Source organism: Bacteroides muris (ex Afrizal et al. 2022) (assembly GCF_004793475.1).
In the GTDB taxonomy this organism is placed as follows: domain Bacteria; phylum Bacteroidota; class Bacteroidia; order Bacteroidales; family Bacteroidaceae; genus Bacteroides; species Bacteroides muris.
This window is the reverse complement of sequence record NZ_SRYZ01000002.1, coordinates 160,506-179,691: the sequence shown is the minus strand read 5'-3', so window position 1 is coordinate 179,691 and position 19,186 is coordinate 160,506. Positions and strand designations below refer to the sequence as shown.

Genomic DNA, 19,186 nt, shown 5'->3' with positions numbered 1-19,186 from the left:
TAGTTGACAGTTGATAGTTGACAATGAAAGAAACATTATCAATCATCAGCTATCAATTCTCCATTAATATTTAACTTTCACCTCCCACAGTCAGTTTGCTGACCAGTGCCGACGGCATACCACAGGTAACGGGACAAGACTGACCATCTTTGCCACACGTCCATGTACCGTTGTCAATCTTATCATTGCTTGCCACCATCGTAATGTCTGCCAATGCCTTCGGACCGTTTCCGATGATGTTGATATCCTTGACAGGTTGCGTCAGTTTGCCGTCTTCAATCAAGTAACCCGATTTAACGAAGAAGGTAAAGTCTCCGGCACCGATTTGTACCTGGCCGTTAGTGAACTGGTCGCAATAGATACCATTCTTCACGGTGGAGATAATGTCTTCCTCTTTCACGTTGCCTGCTTCCATGTAAGTGGCACGCATACGAGGAATAGGAGTATTGCGGAAAGTATCGCGACGTCCGTTTCCGGTAGGAGCCACACCATAGTGCTTGGCACTAATACGGTCATGCAGGTAACTGGTCAGTATTCCCTCTTTCACGATATAGGTCTTTTGTCCTTCCACTCCTTCATCATCAAAGTTTACAGAGCCGCGATTGAAGGCGATGGTACCGTCGTCCACCACATTGATATGTTCGTTGCAAATCTTCTTTCCAAGGAGGTCGCAGAAGATGGAAGTACGTTTCCGGTTGAAATCGGCTTCAAAAGCATGTCCTATGGCTTCGTGCAACAAGATACCCGAACCGCCTGCCCCCATCACGACAGGCATTTCGCCACCTTTGGGTTTCACAGCCTTGAACAAGATAGCAGTCTTATCCACCGCCTCACGTGCAAGAATATCCACGATGTCGTCCGTCAGGAATTCAAACCCCTTACGGTAAGAACGAGCAGCATAACCGTTCTCCATCTTTCCATTTTCTTCCATGATACAGACAGCCGCAAAAGAGACCATCGGGCGATAATCATAGTAGCTCACACCCTCGGAATTGCAGAAAAGCACGTGCGAGGTAGTATCTGAAAGTGATGCCTGCACCTTGCGCACCCGATTATCCAAAGAGAAAATCTTTTCGTTCAGTTTTTCCAGATAGGGGATTTTAGTCTTGATACTTACGTCCTCCCAAGGTTCGGCGACGGCATAGCGGCTTTTGGCAATTGTCTTTTCCGTCAGCCCCACCGGCTTGCCTGCCTTGCCCGAAGAAGCAATACGTGCTGCTGTCCGGGCAGCACGCAACATTTCTTCCAAAGTTACTCCCTCTACGTAAGCATAGCCTGTCTGGTCGCCCGCCAATACGCGCACGCCCATACCGAAGTCTATGTTAGAACCGCATCTGTTTACTTTGCCGTCCATCAGAACCACACTGTTGTTGAATGTGTGTTCAAAATAAAGGTCGGCATAATTACCGCCTTTTTCCAGAGCGGCAACCATCACTTTCTTCAAGTCAGCCTCTGTTACGCCAAAATGAGCCATTGCCGAAGCTACGGCAGACTGATTATCTGCTCCTCCTAAAGCTCCGCGTACTGACGCAGGCATAGCCAACGAGGGTACCGCCAGCGAACCTAACATCGCCAGACTTCCCGTCCGTAAGAAATTTCGTCTATCCATCCTTTTCAGTTATTAGTTATAAGATATTTTTTGTTTTATATCATATGTTATATGACGTAAAAGCAGAAGATTTTGTCACACCTCAGCTTTCCTTTGTTAACAAACTTTCCAATTCCTCAGCATTCAGGCGCAGATAGAATTGTCCTTTGTAAGCCACTGAAATACCTCCGGTTTCCTCCGACACAATGATGGCATGAGCATCAGACACCTGGGAAATTCCCATGGCGGCACGATGCCTCAACCCCAATTCCTTGGGAATGTCCAAATTATGGGAAACAGGCAGGATACATCCCGCCGCCTTGATACGTTTCTTACTGATAACCATCGCTCCATCGTGCAACGGACTGTTCTTAAAGAAAATATTCTCAATCAAGCGCTGGTTTATATCAGCATTGATAATTTCTCCCGTACGCACCACATCATCCAAAGGCAGATTATGCTCAACAACAATCAAGGCACCAACCTTCTGTTTTCCCATACTGATACATGCCATTACCACCGGCATAATATCGTCATGCTCCAACTTCTCTTTCTTATTGCCAGTGAAGAAGCGCACCAGCGCACTGGCATGCTGATGCGAGCCGAGTGTCAGCAGGAAGCGCCGTATCTCGTCCTGAAACAAAATGATAAGCGCCAACACGCCCACACTGACCAGCTTGTCGAAGATGGAGCCAAGCAATTTCATCTCCAACACCTGTGACACCACCAGCCATATCAGGATAAACACCAAGATACCCGTAAACACATTTATAGAGCCGGAGGCTTTCATCAGCTTATACGTATAATATAGCAAGAAAGCCACTAACAGAATATCTATAAAATCTTTTATTCCAAATTCAAAAAACACAGCGAATTGAGTTATAAGTTATGAATTATTTTGCATGGCTTGCACAATCCGTACGGTTTCCACGGCTTCTTTCACGTCGTGTACGCGAAGGATGTCAGCACCTTTCAGCAGACAGATGGTATCGAGCACCGTGGTACCATTCAGCGCCTCCTGAGGAGTAATGTCCAACAAGCGGTATATCATCGATTTACGTGAAACACCTACCAGCAAGGGCAACTCAAAAATGCGGAACTCTTCCAGATGGGACAGCAATTCATAATTATGTTCCATTGTCTTTCCAAAGCCGAAACCGGGGTCCAGAATGATGTCTTTCACACCTAAGTCACGTAATTGCTGCACCTTGCGTGCAAAATACAGGAAAACCTCTTTCAGAAGATTGTCGTAATGAGGATGCTGTTGCATACTTTGCGGAGTACCTTGCATGTGCATCATAATATAAGGTACGTTCAACGCCGCAACGGTATGGAACATATCCGCATCCATCTCACCGGCCGCAATATCATTGATGATGGCAACACCATACTCCTCCACACACATTCTTGCCACATCCGCCCTGAAAGTGTCTACCGACACCACAGCATCCGGCTGTATCTCAAAAAGTATTTTCAAGCCCATACGCAACCGTTCCATCTCCTCCCAAGCAGAGACATTGTCGGCATTGGGACGGGAGGAGTAAGCACCTATGTCAATAATGGCCGCTCCCTCCGAAACTATTTGTTTTACCCGACGTGCAATTTCCACCTCTGTCTGTGTACGGCTACCGGCATAAAAGGAATCAGGAGTAACGTTCAGTACGCCCATGACACGAGACTTGGAGAGGTCTAGCAACGAACCGTTGACATTTATATATTTGGTAGTTGGAATTTCCATAGGCTCTCTATTCTATATAGTACCTGCAAATGTAAACAAAAAAGTGGTTTCAAAATACATAAACTCATAAAACTGATAAGTTTTTTGCTTGTGTCCAAGAAGAGAGAAGATTAAAACTATATCTTTGCACAATGGTTCACTACAAATTACCAGATTGATTTAATTATAAAGTCATGGATATAACAGCTATACATCAAATATTCCTAGCATGCGCCAGTGTCACTACTGACAGCCGTAACTGCCCCCAAGGCTCTTTATTCATTGCGCTGAAAGGCGAGTCGTTCAACGGAAATGCCTTTGCCTCCCGGGCGCTGGAAAGCGGAAGCGCTTATGCCATAGTGGACGAAGAAGCCTATGCCCCCGAAGGCGATACACGATACATCGTGGTGGAAAACAGCTTGAAAACCTTGCAACAACTTGCCAATTACCACCGTCGGCAAATGCGTACCCCTATCATCGGCATTACGGGTACAAACGGAAAGACTACTACCAAGGAGCTGATGTCCACCGTACTTTCGCAAACTCACAACGTGCTCTATACCTTGGGAAATTTGAACAATCACATCGGTGTTCCCCTCACTTTGCTCCGCCTGCGCCCTGAACACGACCTTGCCGTGGTGGAAATGGGTGCCAGCCACCCGGGAGACATCAAGGAGCTGGTAGAGATAGCCGAACCTGACTACGGAATAATTACCAACGTAGGAAAAGCACATCTGGAAGGATTCGGCTCTTTTGAAGGAGTCATCAAAACCAAAGGAGAGATGTACGACTATCTGCGGATGCGGAAAGAAGCTACCATCTTCATCCATAACGACAATCCCTGCTTAAAAAAGATAGCCTACGGACTCCGTCAGATTGCCTACGGCAATGAGGACGGACTGTACATCAACGGACACGTCACCGGCAATTCTCCTTACCTCACCTTCGAGTGGAAAACGGGCAATGAAAGCAAATATCACGAAGTACAAACCCAGCTTATCGGTGAATATAACTTCCCCAATGCTCTGGCAGCTGTCACCATCGGACATTTTTTTGGTGTGGAACCGGAGAAAATAAACAAGGCACTGGCCGGATATACCCCGCAAAACAACCGTTCACAACTAAAAAAAACAGCGGACAACACTCTGATTATCGATGCCTATAATGCCAATCCCACCAGCATGATGGCTTCCATCAGTAACTTCCGGAACATGCAGGCCGAAAACAAAATGCTGATATTAGGAGATATGCGGGAGTTGGGCAAAGACAGTGCCGACGAGCACCAGAAGATTACAGACTATCTGGAAGAATGCGGATTCAAGAACGTAGCTCTTGTAGGGGAATTGTTTGCCGCCACACGCCACTCTTATCAGAGTTATCCCGATGTAACCGCACTCATCGCAGAGCTGCAAAGAGAGAAACCTTGTGGGAAAACAATTCTGATAAAAGGATCGAACGGAATCAAGCTAAGTTCCGTAGTTGAATACTTATAATCCTATTTCATCCTCGGCCTTAAAATGAAATAGCCGACCATTGATGCAAGCACCGCTCCCATGGTATTGGCCGCAAAATCCAGCCAGTCTCCGCCACGGTATGTCGTGCAGTATTCTTGCAGCAACTCCACCATTCCGCTGAACAAAACGGGACAGACAAACGCCCCTGCCCATGCATGCCATAAAGGGGCGTTGTCTCTCCGGTGAGCGCGAAAAAACTCCAGCCACAGCATTCCTGACATACCGAAATACATACAGATATGCACCACCTTGTCTATATTGGGAATCTTGCTTATTTCTGTAGAAGGCGGTTTAAAGAATGAAAGATAAATCACCGTCAGAATAATAAAAAGCGACACCGGATATTTCTTAATATAATATAGCATATACCAAATTATCAACGAACTGTGCGCAAAAGTACAGAACATTTTCTATATTTGCATGTTTTAGGTGGTATTAATAACGAATTGAAAGAAAAATCTACGTTTTATGACAAAAAGTGACAGAGCTAACTTCGGAAGCAAATTAGGCGTCATACTTGCCTCGGCAGGCTCCGCAGTAGGTTTAGGTAACATCTGGCGTTTCCCGTTTGAGACCGGGAATCACGGAGGTGCGGCATTTATCCTTGTATACCTGGTTTGTGTGCTCATTCTCGGCATCCCCATCATGATTGCAGAATTCCTCATCGGCAGGCACTCGCGTGCCAATACGGCAAGGGCTTATCAGAAATTAGCACCCGGCACGCATTGGCGCTGGGTAGGACGTATGGGCGTACTGGCCGGATTCCTTATTCTGGGATATTACTCCGTTGTGGCAGGATGGACGCTTGAGTTTATCGGCGAAGCGGCTACCAACAGTTTTGCCGGGAAGTCGGCAGCCGATTTCATCGCATCCTTCAACAGCTTTGTCAGCAACCCCTGGCGTCCGGTCATCTGGCTGGTGCTATTCCTGCTGGCCACCCATCTCATCATTGTCAAAGGAGTGGAAAAAGGCATTGAAAAATCAGCCAAAATCATGATGCCGATGCTGTTTGTACTATTGATAATCCTTGCCATCTGCTCCATATCCCTGCCCGGTGCAGGAGCAGGCATTGAATTCCTGCTGAAACCGGACTTCAGCAAAGTGGACGGCAATGTGTTCCTTGGAGCTATGGGGCAGGCATTTTTCTCCCTGAGTCTTGGGATGGGATGTCTCTGTACGTATGCTTCCTATTTCCGTAACGATACAAACTTGTCCAAAACGGCACTCAACGTGGCCGCTATCGACACCATGGTAGCCATCCTAGCAGGATTCATCATCTTCCCTGCCGCCTTCTCTGTGGGTATCCAACCGGATGCAGGTCCCAGTCTATTGTTCATCACCCTACCCAATGTCTTTCAGCAAGCATTCGGCAATATTCCCTGGCTGGCAGTCCTGCTATCTCTGATGTTCTATATCCTACTGGCATTGGCAGCACTTACTTCCACTATTTCCCTGCACGAAGTGGTAACCGCCTATCTGCATGAAGAATTCAAGCTTTCACGCAGCAAGGCAGCCAGATACGTAACAGCCGGCTGCATTTTCTTGGGAGTTTTCTGCTCACTGTCTCTCGGCATCGGCAAGAGCTATACCGTATTCGGGCTAAACCTGTTCGATTTGTTCGACTTTGTAACAGCCAAGCTAATGTTGCCGTTAGGCGGTTTCTTCATTTCCATTTTCATAGGATGGCATCTGGACAAAAAAATCGTATGGGAAGAAGTCAGCAACAACGGAACTCTGAAAGTATCCGTCTACAAGCTGCTGATATTCATTCTGAGATACATCGCCCCAACAGGAATTGCACTGATTTTTATCAATGAACTGGGTTTTCTAAAATAAGCTATCATGCAGAATCCTTTTAAAGAATTCCTTTATTTCTCCCGAGGAGAAAGACGCGGAATACTGGTTTTGATTACCGGCATCATTCTCGTCTTTCTCTCCGGGTATATTTATATATACCAAAGAGAAAACCGCCCCCTCTCCGATGAAGCAATCCGGCGGCAGGCCACTGCCATGGCAGAATACGAATCGTTCATCGCATCCATACAAGAAAAGGAACAAAAATGGGACAACAGATTTAATTCTTCTCTCCCAAAGCACCCTCCAACTGTCTCCCTGGCCCGTTTTAATCCCAATACCGCCGACTCCGTCACTTTTTGTCGACTGGGACTGCCCGGATGGATGGTGCGAAACATACTCCGCTACCGTAGCAAAGGGGGGAAGTTCCGTAAGGCGGAAGATTTCCGGAAAATATATGGAATGACAGAAAAACAATATCAGACACTCCTGCCCTATATCCACATCACTCCGGAAGACACAGAAACAAGAACCGCCCGGTTGTACAGCTCTCCTGGAAGCAATGACAGCGCTGCCACTTCCCGAATTGCACCGGAAAAATATCCGGCCGGAACCCTTGTCGACCTGAACCGCGCCGACACCACAGAGCTGAAGAAAATACCAGGCATCGGTAGCGGCATTGCCCGTCTAATCATCAGTTACCGACAACGCCTGGGAGGATTCTACGACATCACACAACTACAAGAAATCCATTTGGACACCAGCCAATTGCAGTCTTGGTTTTCCATCGACACCCGGGCCATCCGCCTCATCAACCTGAACCGTAGTAGCCTAGAGAGGCTACGCAACCATCCTTACATCAACTTCTACCAAGCAAAGGCCATTGTAGAATACCGAAAGAAGAAAGGCAACCTTCATAGTCTGAAACCTTTTGCACTTTACGAGGAATTCTCCGATACCGATTTGGAGAAAATCAGTCACTACGTTTGCTTTGAATAACAGCATCATGCAACATTCTTCAATGTCTGATGTAACCTTTTCACCACTCATTTCGTTTAACAAGCAGAAACGCCTTGAAAGCAGGAAGGTCTACTGCAATAAGGATTAGAACCATCATATCAATATGAAGAAATGAGAACTCCCGCATGTTCCTGGTAAACTTTCCCCGCTACTTCTCGTTCAGCCGTAGTTTCAAGACGGCACAGCGAAAGGTGAACAACAGTGACAATGACTCGGGAGTAATGGGCACAGGGAAATAGGCTCAGACCATTTTATTGATTTCCCCGTCAATCAGATGTATCGTCCGGTCGGTGAGCTGCGCCAGTCCTTCATCATGGGTTACGATAACAAACGTTTGTCCGAAACGGTTACGTAAATCAAAAAAGAGCTGGTGCAGTTCTTCCTTATTATGGGTATCCAAGCTACCGGAAGGTTCATCTGCCAGCACCACTGCCGGATGATTGATGAGAGCACGGGCCACCGCCACACGCTGCTTCTCACCTCCCGACAACTCATTCGGTTTGTGGGAAGCCCGTTCGGCAAGCCCCATGAATTCAAGAATTTCCGCAGCCGCTTCCTTGGCTTCCTGCTGTCCTCTTCCGGCAATAAAGGCCGGTATCATTACATTCTCCAAAGCCGTAAACTCCGGCAGAAGCTGGTGGAACTGGAACACAAAACCGATATGCCGGTTGCGAAATGCAGAAAGTTCCCTCTCCCTCATACGGTTGACTTGTGTGCCGTCAATAACCACCGAACCGCCATCCGGCATATCCAACGTACCCATGATTTGCAGCAAGGTAGTTTTACCTGCTCCACTGGGTCCTACAATACTGGCAATCTCCCCTTTCTCTATCTCCAAGTCAATACCCCGCAACACTTGCAGATTACCGAAACTCTTCGTTATATTCTCTAAATGGATCATAATTAGTAATTTTACAGCCTTTTAATGACATATTCTGCCAAGTAGCAGCCAAACACTGCCGGCAGATAACTTATCGTGCCGCAAGTGGATTTCTTGTTCATCTCATCATCCGTCAGCAACACCGCCTTCAAGTCCGCTTGCTCCGTACTGAAAACTACGGGAAGCTTGCGCTTTATGCCCATCTTTTGCAGACGCTTACGCACAGCCTTGCTCAATCCACAATGATAGGTATCCCATATATCGGCAAAGCGCACTTGCGTAATGTCACTCTTTGCTCCCGCCCCCATGCTGGACACAATCTTGATATGCCGCCTCATGGTTTCCGCTATCAAATGGCATTTTGGAGCAAGCGTATCAATGGCATCCACCACAAAGTCATAAGCCGCTGCATCCAGCAGTTCCGGTATGTTCTCATCTTTCAGGAATATGGGAAACACTTTCAATTCCAGAGCCGGATTAATGTCCCTGAAACGTGATGCCAATATCTCTGCCTTCTTCTGCCCCAAGGTAGAATGCAGAGCCGGCAACTGACGGTTTATGTTCGTAGACTGCACGGTATCAGCATCGACAATCGTCATCCGCCCCACTCCGGCACGGCATATCATCTCGGCCGCATAAGCACCTACACCACCCAGTCCTACGACAAGTACATGCGCTTTACGTAGCCGTTCCATCTTTTCATCTCCCAGCAGGAGTTGCGTTCGTTGTTTCCAATCTTCCATTTCAGCTTTTTTTAAACCACTTATAAAACCATTTGCCGACCTTCTCGTAATGTTGCGACTCATTGTTGCCACGCGGATTTGAGAAGGATACCGCATCCTGCGGTTCACCTAGTTGATCCGGATACAATACAATCAGACTATTATTTGCAAAATATTTACTGATTTGTGCCGGCAACTTCTCGAAGGAGCTGTCATAGGAGATGGAGCCCCGACGGGCACTGATAATCACTAACAGATGGTCAAAATTCACTTGCCCGGTCAATATCAGCAAGTCCCCCCAATCGTCCAGGCGGGAAAAGTCTGTCAATGTCTGTCCATATTTGGCTTTCACCAGCCCTTGAAGATGGGCGGTAGTCTCTTCATTGGCATAAAAATGCACCCGGCAACCCAAAGTACTCCCCAACCGGCAAAAATGTTCCACCCATTTCAGGAATCCCGCCTCATACTCGGCTTTCGGAGGTACCGCCACAATCACCCGCCTGATTGTGTTAATGGGCATCAGGAACTTGGAAACCATCACCTCGCGATGCAAGCCTTTCAGCAGATTCTCCGTCAGCATACCGAAGAAGGAGTCCACGATATTGACTTTACGGTGCAGACCTATAATGACATCGGTCGCTGCATATTCTTTTGCCGCATGGATAATTCCGGAAGCGATATTCAAGTCATAACGTGTAATTTGCCTCAACGGTACATCTGCCGAGGCCGTTATCATGGCAGCCTTTTCCAGATAGCGTTTCCCGCGCAGTTCAGCACTTTCAGAACTGCTATCGTCGTTGATGACATTCAGTGCCAACAGATTATCCCGTTGCTTCGGGTCGCGTATCACCAAAGAAAGATTTATCAAGTCTTCAATCGTATCGGGGTTGGCTATCGGAATCAGAATCTTCTCCGGCTCCACGGAACGACTTGCTTCCAGATGGGCTTCCTCCATGGCAATCTTCCGTGCGGCACGTTCCGTAATAAACGAACTGACGATGCAAGTTACAAGAATCAGCAGAACGGTACCGTTTAATACATCATCATTCAGCAAGCGTTCCCCACCAGGCAGAATGATGTTGTATCCCACCAACACAGCCGCCAGCGTTGCCGCTGCCTGTGCATTGCTCAATCCGTACATCAACTCCCGTTCAATCCCTTCCATCTTATATATTTTCTGCGTCAGCCAGCAGGCAATCCATTTACCAGCCAATGCCACCACAATCATTACAGCCGCTACTTTCAGAGCATCGCCATGACCGAAAATCACGTGCACATCAATCAGCATGCCCACACCTATCAGGAAATAGGGAATAAACAAGGCGTTGCCCACAAACTCCAGATGGTTCATCAGCGGAGAGACATGCGGAATCAGCCGGTTCAATACCAAACCTGCCAGGAAAGCACCCAGGATACCCTCCATCCCCACAAACTCCATCAATCCGGCTCCGAGAAAAACCATGGCAAGCACGAATATGAACTGCATTACGTTGTCATCGTACCTCCGAAAGAACCAACGACCTATGCGTGGAAACAGATATACAATCAAAATACCCAGGAAGATAACCTTTATGACAAGCCATACCCAGAAGAAGCCGTCCGACTCTCCCTTGAACATACCACCCACAACGGCCAGAACCAGCAAAGTGAGTGTATCCGTAACCGCCGTTCCTCCCACCGCAATGCTCACACTACGATGCCGCGACACACCGTAACGAATCACGATGGGATAAGCCACCAGCGTATGCGACGCATACATACTTGCCAGCAGGACAGAGGTCAGCACCCCGTACTTCAACAAAGCTATATTCGTTACCAAACCTATGCCTATGGGCACAATAAAAGCCAAGAGCCCCAAAACAAGAGCTTTGCCCCGGTTCTGTTTGAAGTCTCCCATATTCATTTCCAGACCGGCAAGGAACATGATGTAATACAAGCCTACTTTGCCGAAAAGTTCAAAACTGCTGTCACGCACCAAAATATTGAAACCATGCTCCCCGATGACAAGCCCCGCCAGTATCATTCCGATAATGTGCGGAATACGAAGCTTATTCAACAATATGGGAGCAAACAATATAATGAGGAGTACAAGGAGGAATATCCATGTAGGGTCGGTGATGGGAAGTTTCAAGCTGAAGTCAAACCAGTTCATAGGCTGTAAGTTTTAGGTTTTGCATGCAAAATAACGAAAAACTTTTCACTTTATGCGGTGTTATACAGCATTTTGTTATAAATTTGCGACCAATTCTATCTTTTTAGAGATAGTATTTCACTTTTTTATAAACTTAATTTAAAACAAAAGAAAAATGAAAGTAGCTATTGTTGGAGCAAGCGGAGCCGTGGGACAAGAGTTCCTGCGAGTGCTCGATGAAAGAAATTTCCCGTTGGACGAGTTAGTATTGTTCGGTTCTAAACGCAGTGCCGGAACCAAATATACCTTCCGCGGTAAACAGATCGAGGTGAAACTCTTGCAACACAATGATGACTTCAAAGGGGTTGATATCGCTTTCACTTCCGCAGGCGCAGGCACCTCCAAAGAGTTTGCCGAAACCATTACCAAGTACGGAGCAGTGATGATTGACAATTCCAGCGCTTATCGTATGGATGCCGATGTGCCTTTGGTAGTACCCGAAGTAAATGCTGCTGACGCCAAAGACCGTCCGCGCGGCATCATCGCCAACCCTAACTGTACTACTATCCAAATGGTAGTGGCACTGAAAGCCATCGAACAGCTTTCCCATATAAAGACCGTGCATGTTTCTACCTATCAGGCTGCCAGTGGTGCCGGCGCTGCTGCCATGGACGAGTTGTACGAGCAATACCGCCAGGTATTGGCAGGCGAACCCGTAACCGTTGAGAAATTCGCTTACCAGCTGGCATTCAACCTCATTCCGCAAATCGACGTATTCACCGAAAACGGCTATACCAAAGAGGAAATGAAGATGTACAACGAGACACGCAAGATTATGCACTCTGACGTAAAAGTCAGTGCTACTTGTGTACGTGTTCCTGCCCTCCGTTCCCACTCCGAAAGTATCTGGGTAGAGACCGAGCGCCCCATCTCCATAGAAGAAGCCCGCGAAGCATTTGCCAACGGCGAAGGCTTGATTCTGATGGACAATCCGGCAGAAAAGGAATACCCCATGCCGTTGTTCCTCGCCGGCAAAGACCCGGTTTACGTAGGCCGTATCCGCAAGGACCTCAGCAACGAGAACGGATTGACATTCTGGATTGTAGGTGACCAAATCAAAAAAGGCGCTGCACTGAATGCGGTACAGATTGCAGAATACCTGATTAAGGAAAAGGCACTGTAAGAGAACAATGAATAAAAAATAAGGGATGTCCTCGTTTTGTGAGGACATCCCTTATTTTTATAATCTACTTCATAATATTACCAACCTGGGTTCTGAGTCAACACCTGACCTTTATTCTCATAAATAGTCAACTGTGCAGCCGGTATGGCACGCAAATAGTAGCGTTCCGAATTCAATTCACCAGCCTTGAATATACGAAGTTCTTTTTCACGAAGATAATAAATATACCCTTTTTCAGTTTCTACATTACCGGGATTCTCCGGGTCGAACAGATAGAGCACTCTCTTGCCGGAATCATCTTTTGAAGATATTTCCGGATAATCGGCCATATTGACATAAGCACCCAGGAAAGACATGGTAGGATAACCATTTGCATCTTCTGAGTTTAAGTATTCAAACTTGGCCCAACGACGGAGGTCCTCACCACGACGGCCTTCCATAATCAACTCAATACGACGCTCACGACGGATTTCCCACAAAACCGGATTGACATCAGGGTCACGGGCAGGGTCATTGATAACAACTCCATTCACACTCAAGTTACCGCCATTCAGTTGAACTTTCGGCATTGTCTTGGCTTCAGTATCTCCCCACTTCGTCAGCTGACGGTCACGGAGTTCATTGATAGATTTGTCAAGGTCGCTCTGCGAGAAACCGTTACCCCCCACTTGAGCAATCTCATAACGTGCTTCTACATAGTTCAGCAACACTTCCGCATAGCGGATACACGGAGCATCAGCCGGACTTAATCTACCGGTACAGTAATCCAGACCAGCCACCCACCACTCGTCGTTCAGGAACTTTTTGGTAGGATATCCCGTTGGTGATGTACCTTCGGTATAATTTGTACCCATGGCGCTCATGATACGGAGACTATCGGCAATAGTTTGATACAAACGCGGGTCACGATCTTGAAATGACTTCTGAATACTCGGATCTTCCTTACCTTGATACAGCGGAGACTGACCTATCGGCAAACCGTCACTGCAAAGATAAGTGTTGATTACATCTTGCGTAACACCACCCTGAGTCTGATCTTCCGGGCCATTGTAGGACATCAAAGCATTACACTGCAAACCGCTTGTATATTCACGATACCAGATAACTTCCGGATTGTTAGCCAAATCGTCCGTAGTAAACAAAGCATTATAGGTATTGCCTATTGAATAGATACCAGAGTTCATCACTACCTCCGCACCATTAATGGCTCCTTGCAGTAAATTCTTAATATCACCATCCGCCACTTTCTCTGAAGTAGGACCTACAGTAGTACCGTGATACTTCAGCCATGTGGCATGATACAGCATTTCGCGTGACATATACGCACCAACCACATATTTGTTGACTTGGCGCTTCGTATCATCCGTACGTACATTATCCAATGCATACTGAAAATCCTCTTGTATCTTCTGCGCTACATACAAATAAGAATCACGGTCTTTATAAAGGGCCGGGTCTGCCGGGTCTGTCACCTTATCGTAGTAAGGAACACCGCCATAATACTTTGCCAGCGTACTATAAGCCATTGCACGGAAATAGCGTGCAACACCTTCCCAGTGTTTCTTGGCTTCGTCCGAAATATTCATTCCGGGAATCTTCTCAAGCATGACATTGGCTTTATAAATAACACTATAATTGCCCGACCAAGTTCCTGTCTGGCTATTCCAGTCCGTAGTGGCAGAAGTGGAGAAATAAATATATCCTGAACCGTTTGTATTTGCATTATTCAGATTGATAAAATCATCCGTATAGTCATCTCCAGAGAAATAACCGGCAAAAACAGTATAGTCGGTACCATATCCTGTAAAGTAGGAAGAATAGAAGTCTTGCGCATAAGTACGCAAAGAAGTTTCAGTCTGCCAATAAGTGTCATTGGTCTGCTTGTCCTGCGGGTCTTTATTCAAAAAATCGTCGCAACCGCAGAGCGAGCCCATTGCCAACGCACAAACGATATATAATAAATTTTTCTTTTTCATAACTGCAATTACTATTAGATTATAAACTAAGCTGAATACCGAACGACACTGTCTTCTGGTATGGATAGCTACGGCCAAAGTTACGCTGGTCACTCTTACCACTGGCCGTACGTATTCCTATTTCCGGATCGATAGCAGGTTTCACACCGTCGATGGTGAAAAGGTTTTCACCGGTGAAATAAACACGCAAACCTTGCACCTTGAATTTGCTCAACCAAACCTTAGGAAGAGAATATCCCACAGTAAACGTCTTCAGACGCAGATAAGCCATATTCAGCAAATAGCGGTCATTCACGCTATAGTTACCCGAAGCAGACTGCTTGTAATCCATCGGACGGGGATAGAAAGCATCTGTGTTTTCGGGAGTCCAATAATCCTCAGCACCTTTGTAGAAGGGTTCACCGGTAGTAAAGCCTGGCAATACCTGGTTACCTGCCGCCCAAAGTTTTCTCTTGGCTACCCCCTGGAAGAACATGCTTATATCAAAGCCTTTCCAAGCAGCATCCAAATTCAAACCAAACTGTAAACGCGGCAGGGCGTTACCTATAACACTAAGGTCACCCCTGTCATTTGTATTGGTCTGTTTTACGATTTCACCGTTGTTGTCGAGGTCTTTATAAAGCACATCACCGGGAGCAAATTGATAACCGGCAGGGAATACTTTAGTCTGGTCGGGCAAACCGGCTTTCAAAGAACCGTCAGCATTAAAGTCATCTTCCGTCAGGAAACGGTCGAACTGCAAGCCCCAGATATCTCCCAAAACCATACCTTCTTTATAAGCACTCTTATCCCACCATCCGGTAGCTCCATAAGAAGGAATCTTTGTATTATACGTCCACTTGGTTACTTCAGTCTTGTCATCGGCAACAGAAGCCGTCACGCCAAAGTGCAGACCATTCTTGAAGGTATGGCGATAGTCAATGGCAAGTTCCCATCCTTTGGTCTGAATAGTACCCATATTTTCATATGGAGCGTCAGCACCCAATGTGGCAGGCAGGTTGGCAGTAGTCAAAATATCACTGGTAGTACGGTTATACCAATCAAACGTTACTCCCAACGCATCATTGAAGAAACGGGCATCCAAGCCAAGGTCAAGTGTAGTAACCTTCTCCCAAGTAAGGGTTGAAGACACAATAGTCGGTTTTTGTGTTGACTGTACTTTCTTTCCATCGATAATCCAACTGTCTACAGAAGTGGACAGAGTGGAGATATAACGGTCGGTACCTACATCCTGGTTACCAATCATACCCCAAGAGCCGCGAATCTTCAACGTACTCAGATAAGGCTTCAGTGACTGCATGAACGGTTCTTCAGAAATACGGTAACCGGCAGACATGGATGGGAAGAAACCGAAACGATTCCCAGAGGGGAAACGGGAGGAACCGTCATAACGGCCGTTCAGTTCCAACATATATCGGTCTTTATAAGAATAATTAAGACGTCCGAAGAAGCCTGCTACAGACCACCAAGTATGCGAGGAGCTTGTAGTCTGGTCACCTGTAGCCAGATTCAATTCCGGTTTTGCGGGGTCGAGCAGACCTTTGCGTTGCGCCCAGTAATATTCATATTCGCTCTTTTCAAGGCTGGAACCTGCCATCGCCTTAAAATCATGATCTCCCCAGCGTTTGGCATAAGTTGCCACGAAGTTGGCTGTCAGATTCTCCGTGCGTCCGGTTTCCTGATATACATAATCATAAGTAGCAGCAGATAGATAACTGCCATAAGAATCACGTAATGCCTCAACAGACGGACGGGCAGTGAAGATTTCATAACCACTGGTCAAGCTCGGTGTACCATACTTCTTATAGCGATTTTCCACGCTGCTATAAGCAACATCTATATCCAGTGTTAAATCTTTGATAGGCTTGATAGTTGCACCACCTGTCAAACGCAGATACTCACGTTCTTTTGTGGTAATAGGAGCACTTTTCTGTTCGGTCAAGGCGTTACGGAACTCCTTGCCTTCAAAAGTACCGTAAGGCATCATCGGTTGCCAACGATACAGATAGTACATCGGGTCGTAAAGATCACTGTTATAGTTGAATGGCTTATCGTAGTCAGAACGGGTGAACATGACACCTGTACGGATAGACACATATTTGTTCAATTCAGAGTTCAAAGAGATATTGGCATTGTAACGCTTATAGTTGTCCGAATTGACTTTCATCATACCATCCTGGCTCAGATATCCCAAAGCGATATTGTAATTAGTCTTTCCATTGCCACCGTTGATAGAAAGGCTATGGTTCTGCTGCGGAGCCCAGTCCTTAATGTATTCATCATACCAGTCCCAAGTACGGATAAAGAACATACCGCCATCGCGGAACTCAAAGTCACGACCCAATTCCATCTCACGGCCAAACTGGTCACCATAGCCATATTTGTCCCAGTAATCCTTCATTTTCTGCACATGTGTAGCATCCACACGCATATTACCCACTACGTTATAAAATGCGGTAGACCCCTTAGTCTGATTGATTACACCTTGCAAGTTAATATCAGCCTGCTGCCATCCCGGAAGTTGTTCGGGTGTCTTGGTCGGCGTACGCCATGCAAAGTTATTGGTATATTTTACAGAGAGACGTTCATGTTTACTTCTTGATTTTGTGGTAATCAGCAATACGCCAAATGCACCACGGGCACCGTAAATAGAAGCAGAAGCAGCATCCTTCAATACAGATATACTTTCAATATCGTCCGGATTCACCATAGAAATATCCGTTACTTCCACATTATCTACCAGAATCAACGGTTTGGAGTCACCATTCGGAGAACCGATACTACCACGAATCTTGATAGTAGGCGCACCACCTATCTCACCGGAGTTGGTAGTAATGGTCAATCCCGGCACAGCCCCCTGCAAGGCACGGCCTATATCCGTGATAGGACGGCTATCGATTGTTTTGTTCACATCTACATTAGCCACCGCACCAGTCAGGTTCACCTTTTTCTGTGCACCATAACCTACTACGACAACTTCATCCAACAATTCCGTATCATCTTTCAAAACAACCTTCATTACCGAAGTTGCCTTGACTTCTTGAGTAGTATATCCCACAAATGATACTTGCAGAATAGCACCGGGCTTTACATTTAATTTGGAAACTCCATCCAAATCCGTAATACCACCATTGGTCGTACCTTTCTCAATGACATTGGCACCAATAACAGGTTCACCTTTTGTATCTACCACTGTGACAGTCACAGAGATAGATTGCATCTGTTCTTGTACTCCTTGCGAGTCGCCGGATGCAGTTTGTGTAGCCATCACGTTGCCACTGCCTAAAAACAGAGCACAGATTGCCACCGCCGTAAGGAACTTACCATTAGCAAGTCCTCGTCTTTTACGATCTTCATTCATAAGTGATTGATGATTTTGTTAATTAAACAAGTTTTTCAAAATTAGGGTAAGGGAATCATATGGTTCGGAATAGTGAGACTATTTCCAAAGGTTTCTTTAATCTCTCATAGGCATCTTCTTTATTTAAAGGTTCATAACTTTATATTATCTCTCTTCTTTTCTATTTATTTACCAAGTTCAGACGGAACTTAGTTATATATATGCAAGGCTAAAATCTTGTTAATTACTTAGCTCTATTGGTTGTTTTAAGAGATAAAAAACTCGTTATTAACAAAGGTGAGAAATGATTCATTCATTTCGTCCTAACAAAGGTACATTATTATTTGGTATCAAGAACATTCATTTGCATTTATTTAGATTTATATTTATACATTTGCAAAAAGGAAGTTATATACCTTATCATATATAAAATTTAAGGTTCTTCTATATTTAAAGAATGGAATTCAATCAGGCCATTCATTGGTGTTTCTTCAATGATTTCCAGTTCGATGTCAAATTCACGGGCAACTTCCCGCAAAATGGCCGCGTAGCTGTAAGCCAGTGAGCCCACAAAACGAATAGGATAATTTTTGTAGTCATATTGGCAGACATTACGAGTAAAGAAATTTCTTAGATTACCGGTAATCAGCTCAAATACATAGTCATCATTGGTATAATCTGCCAGAAAATAAGATATGGTAGACAAAAAGCGATTGGGGAACGGGCGGTTATACACAGATTCCATAACCTCATTCGGGCTTATACGGAACTTCTCAAAGAAATCCGCCGTTACATCTTTAGGAGCCAAACCTTTCAGTACATCAGACAAAAACATTTTGCCCAATACAGCGCCACTGCCTTCATCTCCTAAGATATAGCCTCCCGCTTTGACATTCTTTACAATGATTTTCCCGTCATAAAAGCATGAGTTCGAGCCGGTTCCCAAGATACAGGCGATGCCTGCCTCGCATTTGAACAAGCCACGTGCAGCTGCCAGCAAATCACTCTCTACCTGAATTGGAGTTTTGAATTGTGCTACCAATGAAGCTCCCAATATATTTTTCTTTTCATAAGAAGTACATCCGGCACCATAATAATAGACTTGTTCCAATTTCCTTTTGAAAAAATGCTCGGGTAATCCTAACCGCACACTTCGGCTAATCTCTCTTCTCGTTTGAAAGAAAGGATTTAAGCCCTCCGTGAAGGATCGCTGTATCAGACGATTATCTTCAACCAGCGCCCATTCTGTTCTCGTAGAACCACTTTCTGCAATTAGTTTCATAGGTAGTTAGTTTTAGAATTGAATACAAATATATAGCTT

Annotated in this window: 14 protein-coding genes; 4 read left to right on the top strand and 10 right to left on the bottom strand. The window is 45.8% G+C overall.

Going from position 1 to position 19,186, the window contains the following annotated elements; genetic code table 11:
• Positions 1-70: 70 nt before the first annotated feature.
• The 3 genes from E5355_RS01815 to folP form a co-directional block, all read right to left on the bottom strand.
• Positions 71-1,609: a TldD/PmbA family protein gene (locus E5355_RS01815; protein WP_136008933.1), complete on the bottom strand. Its 1,539-nt coding sequence runs from the start codon at positions 1,607-1,609 to the stop codon at positions 71-73.
• 82 nt (positions 1,610-1,691) lie between these two features.
• A complete protein-coding gene (gene cdaA / locus E5355_RS01810; RefSeq protein WP_136008932.1) occupies positions 1,692-2,456 on the bottom strand; it encodes a diadenylate cyclase CdaA in 765 nt (254 codons plus the stop codon).
• A gap of 18 nt (positions 2,457-2,474) precedes the next feature.
• Positions 2,475-3,326: a dihydropteroate synthase gene (gene folP, locus E5355_RS01805; RefSeq protein WP_136008931.1), complete on the bottom strand. Its 852-nt coding sequence runs from the start codon at positions 3,324-3,326 to the stop codon at positions 2,475-2,477.
• 173 nt (positions 3,327-3,499) lie between these two features.
• Between folP and E5355_RS01800 the strand changes: the two genes are divergently transcribed.
• A complete protein-coding gene (locus tag E5355_RS01800) occupies positions 3,500-4,798 on the top strand; it encodes a UDP-N-acetylmuramoyl-tripeptide--D-alanyl-D-alanine ligase (protein ID WP_136008930.1) in 1,299 nt (432 codons plus the stop codon).
• Between the two features lie 2 nt (positions 4,799-4,800).
• Here E5355_RS01800 and E5355_RS01795 read toward each other — a convergent pair whose 3' ends face one another.
• Positions 4,801-5,184 carry a VanZ family protein gene (locus tag E5355_RS01795; RefSeq protein WP_136008929.1) on the bottom strand — a complete coding sequence of 128 codons (384 nt, stop codon included), beginning with the start codon at positions 5,182-5,184 and terminating at the stop codon, positions 4,801-4,803.
• Between the two features lie 103 nt (positions 5,185-5,287).
• On the opposite strand from E5355_RS01795, the gene E5355_RS01790 reads away from it, so the two are divergent.
• Both E5355_RS01790 and E5355_RS01785 read left to right on the top strand, forming a co-directional pair.
• Entirely contained in the window at positions 5,288-6,655 is a 1,368-nt protein-coding gene (locus E5355_RS01790) for a sodium-dependent transporter (RefSeq protein ID WP_136008928.1), read from the top strand.
• Between the two features lie 6 nt (positions 6,656-6,661).
• A complete protein-coding gene (locus E5355_RS01785; RefSeq protein WP_136008927.1) occupies positions 6,662-7,612 on the top strand; it encodes a helix-hairpin-helix domain-containing protein in 951 nt (316 codons plus the stop codon).
• Positions 7,613-7,874: 262 nt separating this feature from the next.
• Here E5355_RS01785 and E5355_RS01780 read toward each other — a convergent pair whose 3' ends face one another.
• Genes E5355_RS01780 through E5355_RS01770 form a run of 3 tightly spaced genes read right to left on the bottom strand, consistent with a single transcriptional unit; the run spans position 7,875 to position 11,387 of the window.
• Positions 7,875-8,534, bottom strand: a complete 660-nt coding sequence (locus E5355_RS01780; protein WP_136008926.1) for an ABC transporter ATP-binding protein — start codon at positions 8,532-8,534, stop codon at positions 7,875-7,877.
• Between the two features lie 11 nt (positions 8,535-8,545).
• Positions 8,546-9,256 (bottom strand): tRNA threonylcarbamoyladenosine dehydratase, encoded by a 711-nt coding sequence (locus E5355_RS01775; RefSeq protein WP_136008925.1) that lies wholly within the window; start codon positions 9,254-9,256, stop codon positions 8,546-8,548.
• 1 nt (position 9,257) lies between these two features.
• Positions 9,258-11,387, bottom strand: a complete 2,130-nt coding sequence (locus tag E5355_RS01770; protein WP_136008924.1) for a cation:proton antiporter — start codon at positions 11,385-11,387, stop codon at positions 9,258-9,260.
• 154 nt (positions 11,388-11,541) lie between these two features.
• Between E5355_RS01770 and E5355_RS01765 the strand changes: the two genes are divergently transcribed.
• On the top strand, positions 11,542-12,549 hold the full coding sequence (locus tag E5355_RS01765; RefSeq protein WP_136008923.1) for an aspartate-semialdehyde dehydrogenase: 1,008 nt from the start codon (positions 11,542-11,544) through the stop codon (positions 12,547-12,549).
• A gap of 77 nt (positions 12,550-12,626) precedes the next feature.
• Here E5355_RS01765 and E5355_RS01760 read toward each other — a convergent pair whose 3' ends face one another.
• From E5355_RS01760 to E5355_RS01750, 3 genes are all read right to left on the bottom strand, one after another.
• Positions 12,627-14,525, bottom strand: a complete 1,899-nt coding sequence (locus E5355_RS01760; protein ID WP_136008922.1) for a RagB/SusD family nutrient uptake outer membrane protein — start codon at positions 14,523-14,525, stop codon at positions 12,627-12,629.
• A gap of 19 nt (positions 14,526-14,544) precedes the next feature.
• A complete protein-coding gene (locus E5355_RS01755; RefSeq protein WP_136008921.1) occupies positions 14,545-17,886 on the bottom strand; it encodes a SusC/RagA family TonB-linked outer membrane protein in 3,342 nt (1,113 codons plus the stop codon).
• A 412-nt stretch (positions 17,887-18,298) separates the two neighbouring features.
• The gene (locus E5355_RS01750; RefSeq protein WP_136008920.1) at positions 18,299-19,147 is read right to left on the bottom strand and encodes a hypothetical protein; all 849 of its coding nucleotides are present in this window, start codon (positions 19,145-19,147) and stop codon (positions 18,299-18,301) included.
• Positions 19,148-19,186 lie beyond the last annotated feature (39 nt).

Coding starts and splice junctions, on each gene's coding strand:
- E5355_RS01815 (WP_136008933.1), bottom strand. CDS start 1,609: ATGGATAGACGAAATTTCTTACGGACGGGAAGTCTGGCGATGTTAGGT.
- folP (WP_136008931.1), bottom strand. CDS start 3,326: ATGGAAATTCCAACTACCAAATATATAAATGTCAACGGTTCGTTGCTA.
- E5355_RS01800 (WP_136008930.1), top strand. CDS start 3,500: ATGGATATAACAGCTATACATCAAATATTCCTAGCATGCGCCAGTGTC.
- E5355_RS01795 (WP_136008929.1), bottom strand. CDS start 5,184: ATGCTATATTATATTAAGAAATATCCGGTGTCGCTTTTTATTATTCTG.
- E5355_RS01790 (WP_136008928.1), top strand. CDS start 5,288: ATGACAAAAAGTGACAGAGCTAACTTCGGAAGCAAATTAGGCGTCATA.
- E5355_RS01785 (WP_136008927.1), top strand. CDS start 6,662: ATGCAGAATCCTTTTAAAGAATTCCTTTATTTCTCCCGAGGAGAAAGA.
- E5355_RS01780 (WP_136008926.1), bottom strand. CDS start 8,534: ATGATCCATTTAGAGAATATAACGAAGAGTTTCGGTAATCTGCAAGTG.
- E5355_RS01775 (WP_136008925.1), bottom strand. CDS start 9,256: ATGGAAGATTGGAAACAACGAACGCAACTCCTGCTGGGAGATGAAAAG.
- E5355_RS01770 (WP_136008924.1), bottom strand. CDS start 11,387: ATGAACTGGTTTGACTTCAGCTTGAAACTTCCCATCACCGACCCTACA.
- E5355_RS01765 (WP_136008923.1), top strand. CDS start 11,542: ATGAAAGTAGCTATTGTTGGAGCAAGCGGAGCCGTGGGACAAGAGTTC.
- E5355_RS01760 (WP_136008922.1), bottom strand. CDS start 14,525: ATGAAAAAGAAAAATTTATTATATATCGTTTGTGCGTTGGCAATGGGC.
- E5355_RS01755 (WP_136008921.1), bottom strand. CDS start 17,886: ATGAATGAAGATCGTAAAAGACGAGGACTTGCTAATGGTAAGTTCCTT.
- E5355_RS01750 (WP_136008920.1), bottom strand. CDS start 19,147: ATGAAACTAATTGCAGAAAGTGGTTCTACGAGAACAGAATGGGCGCTG.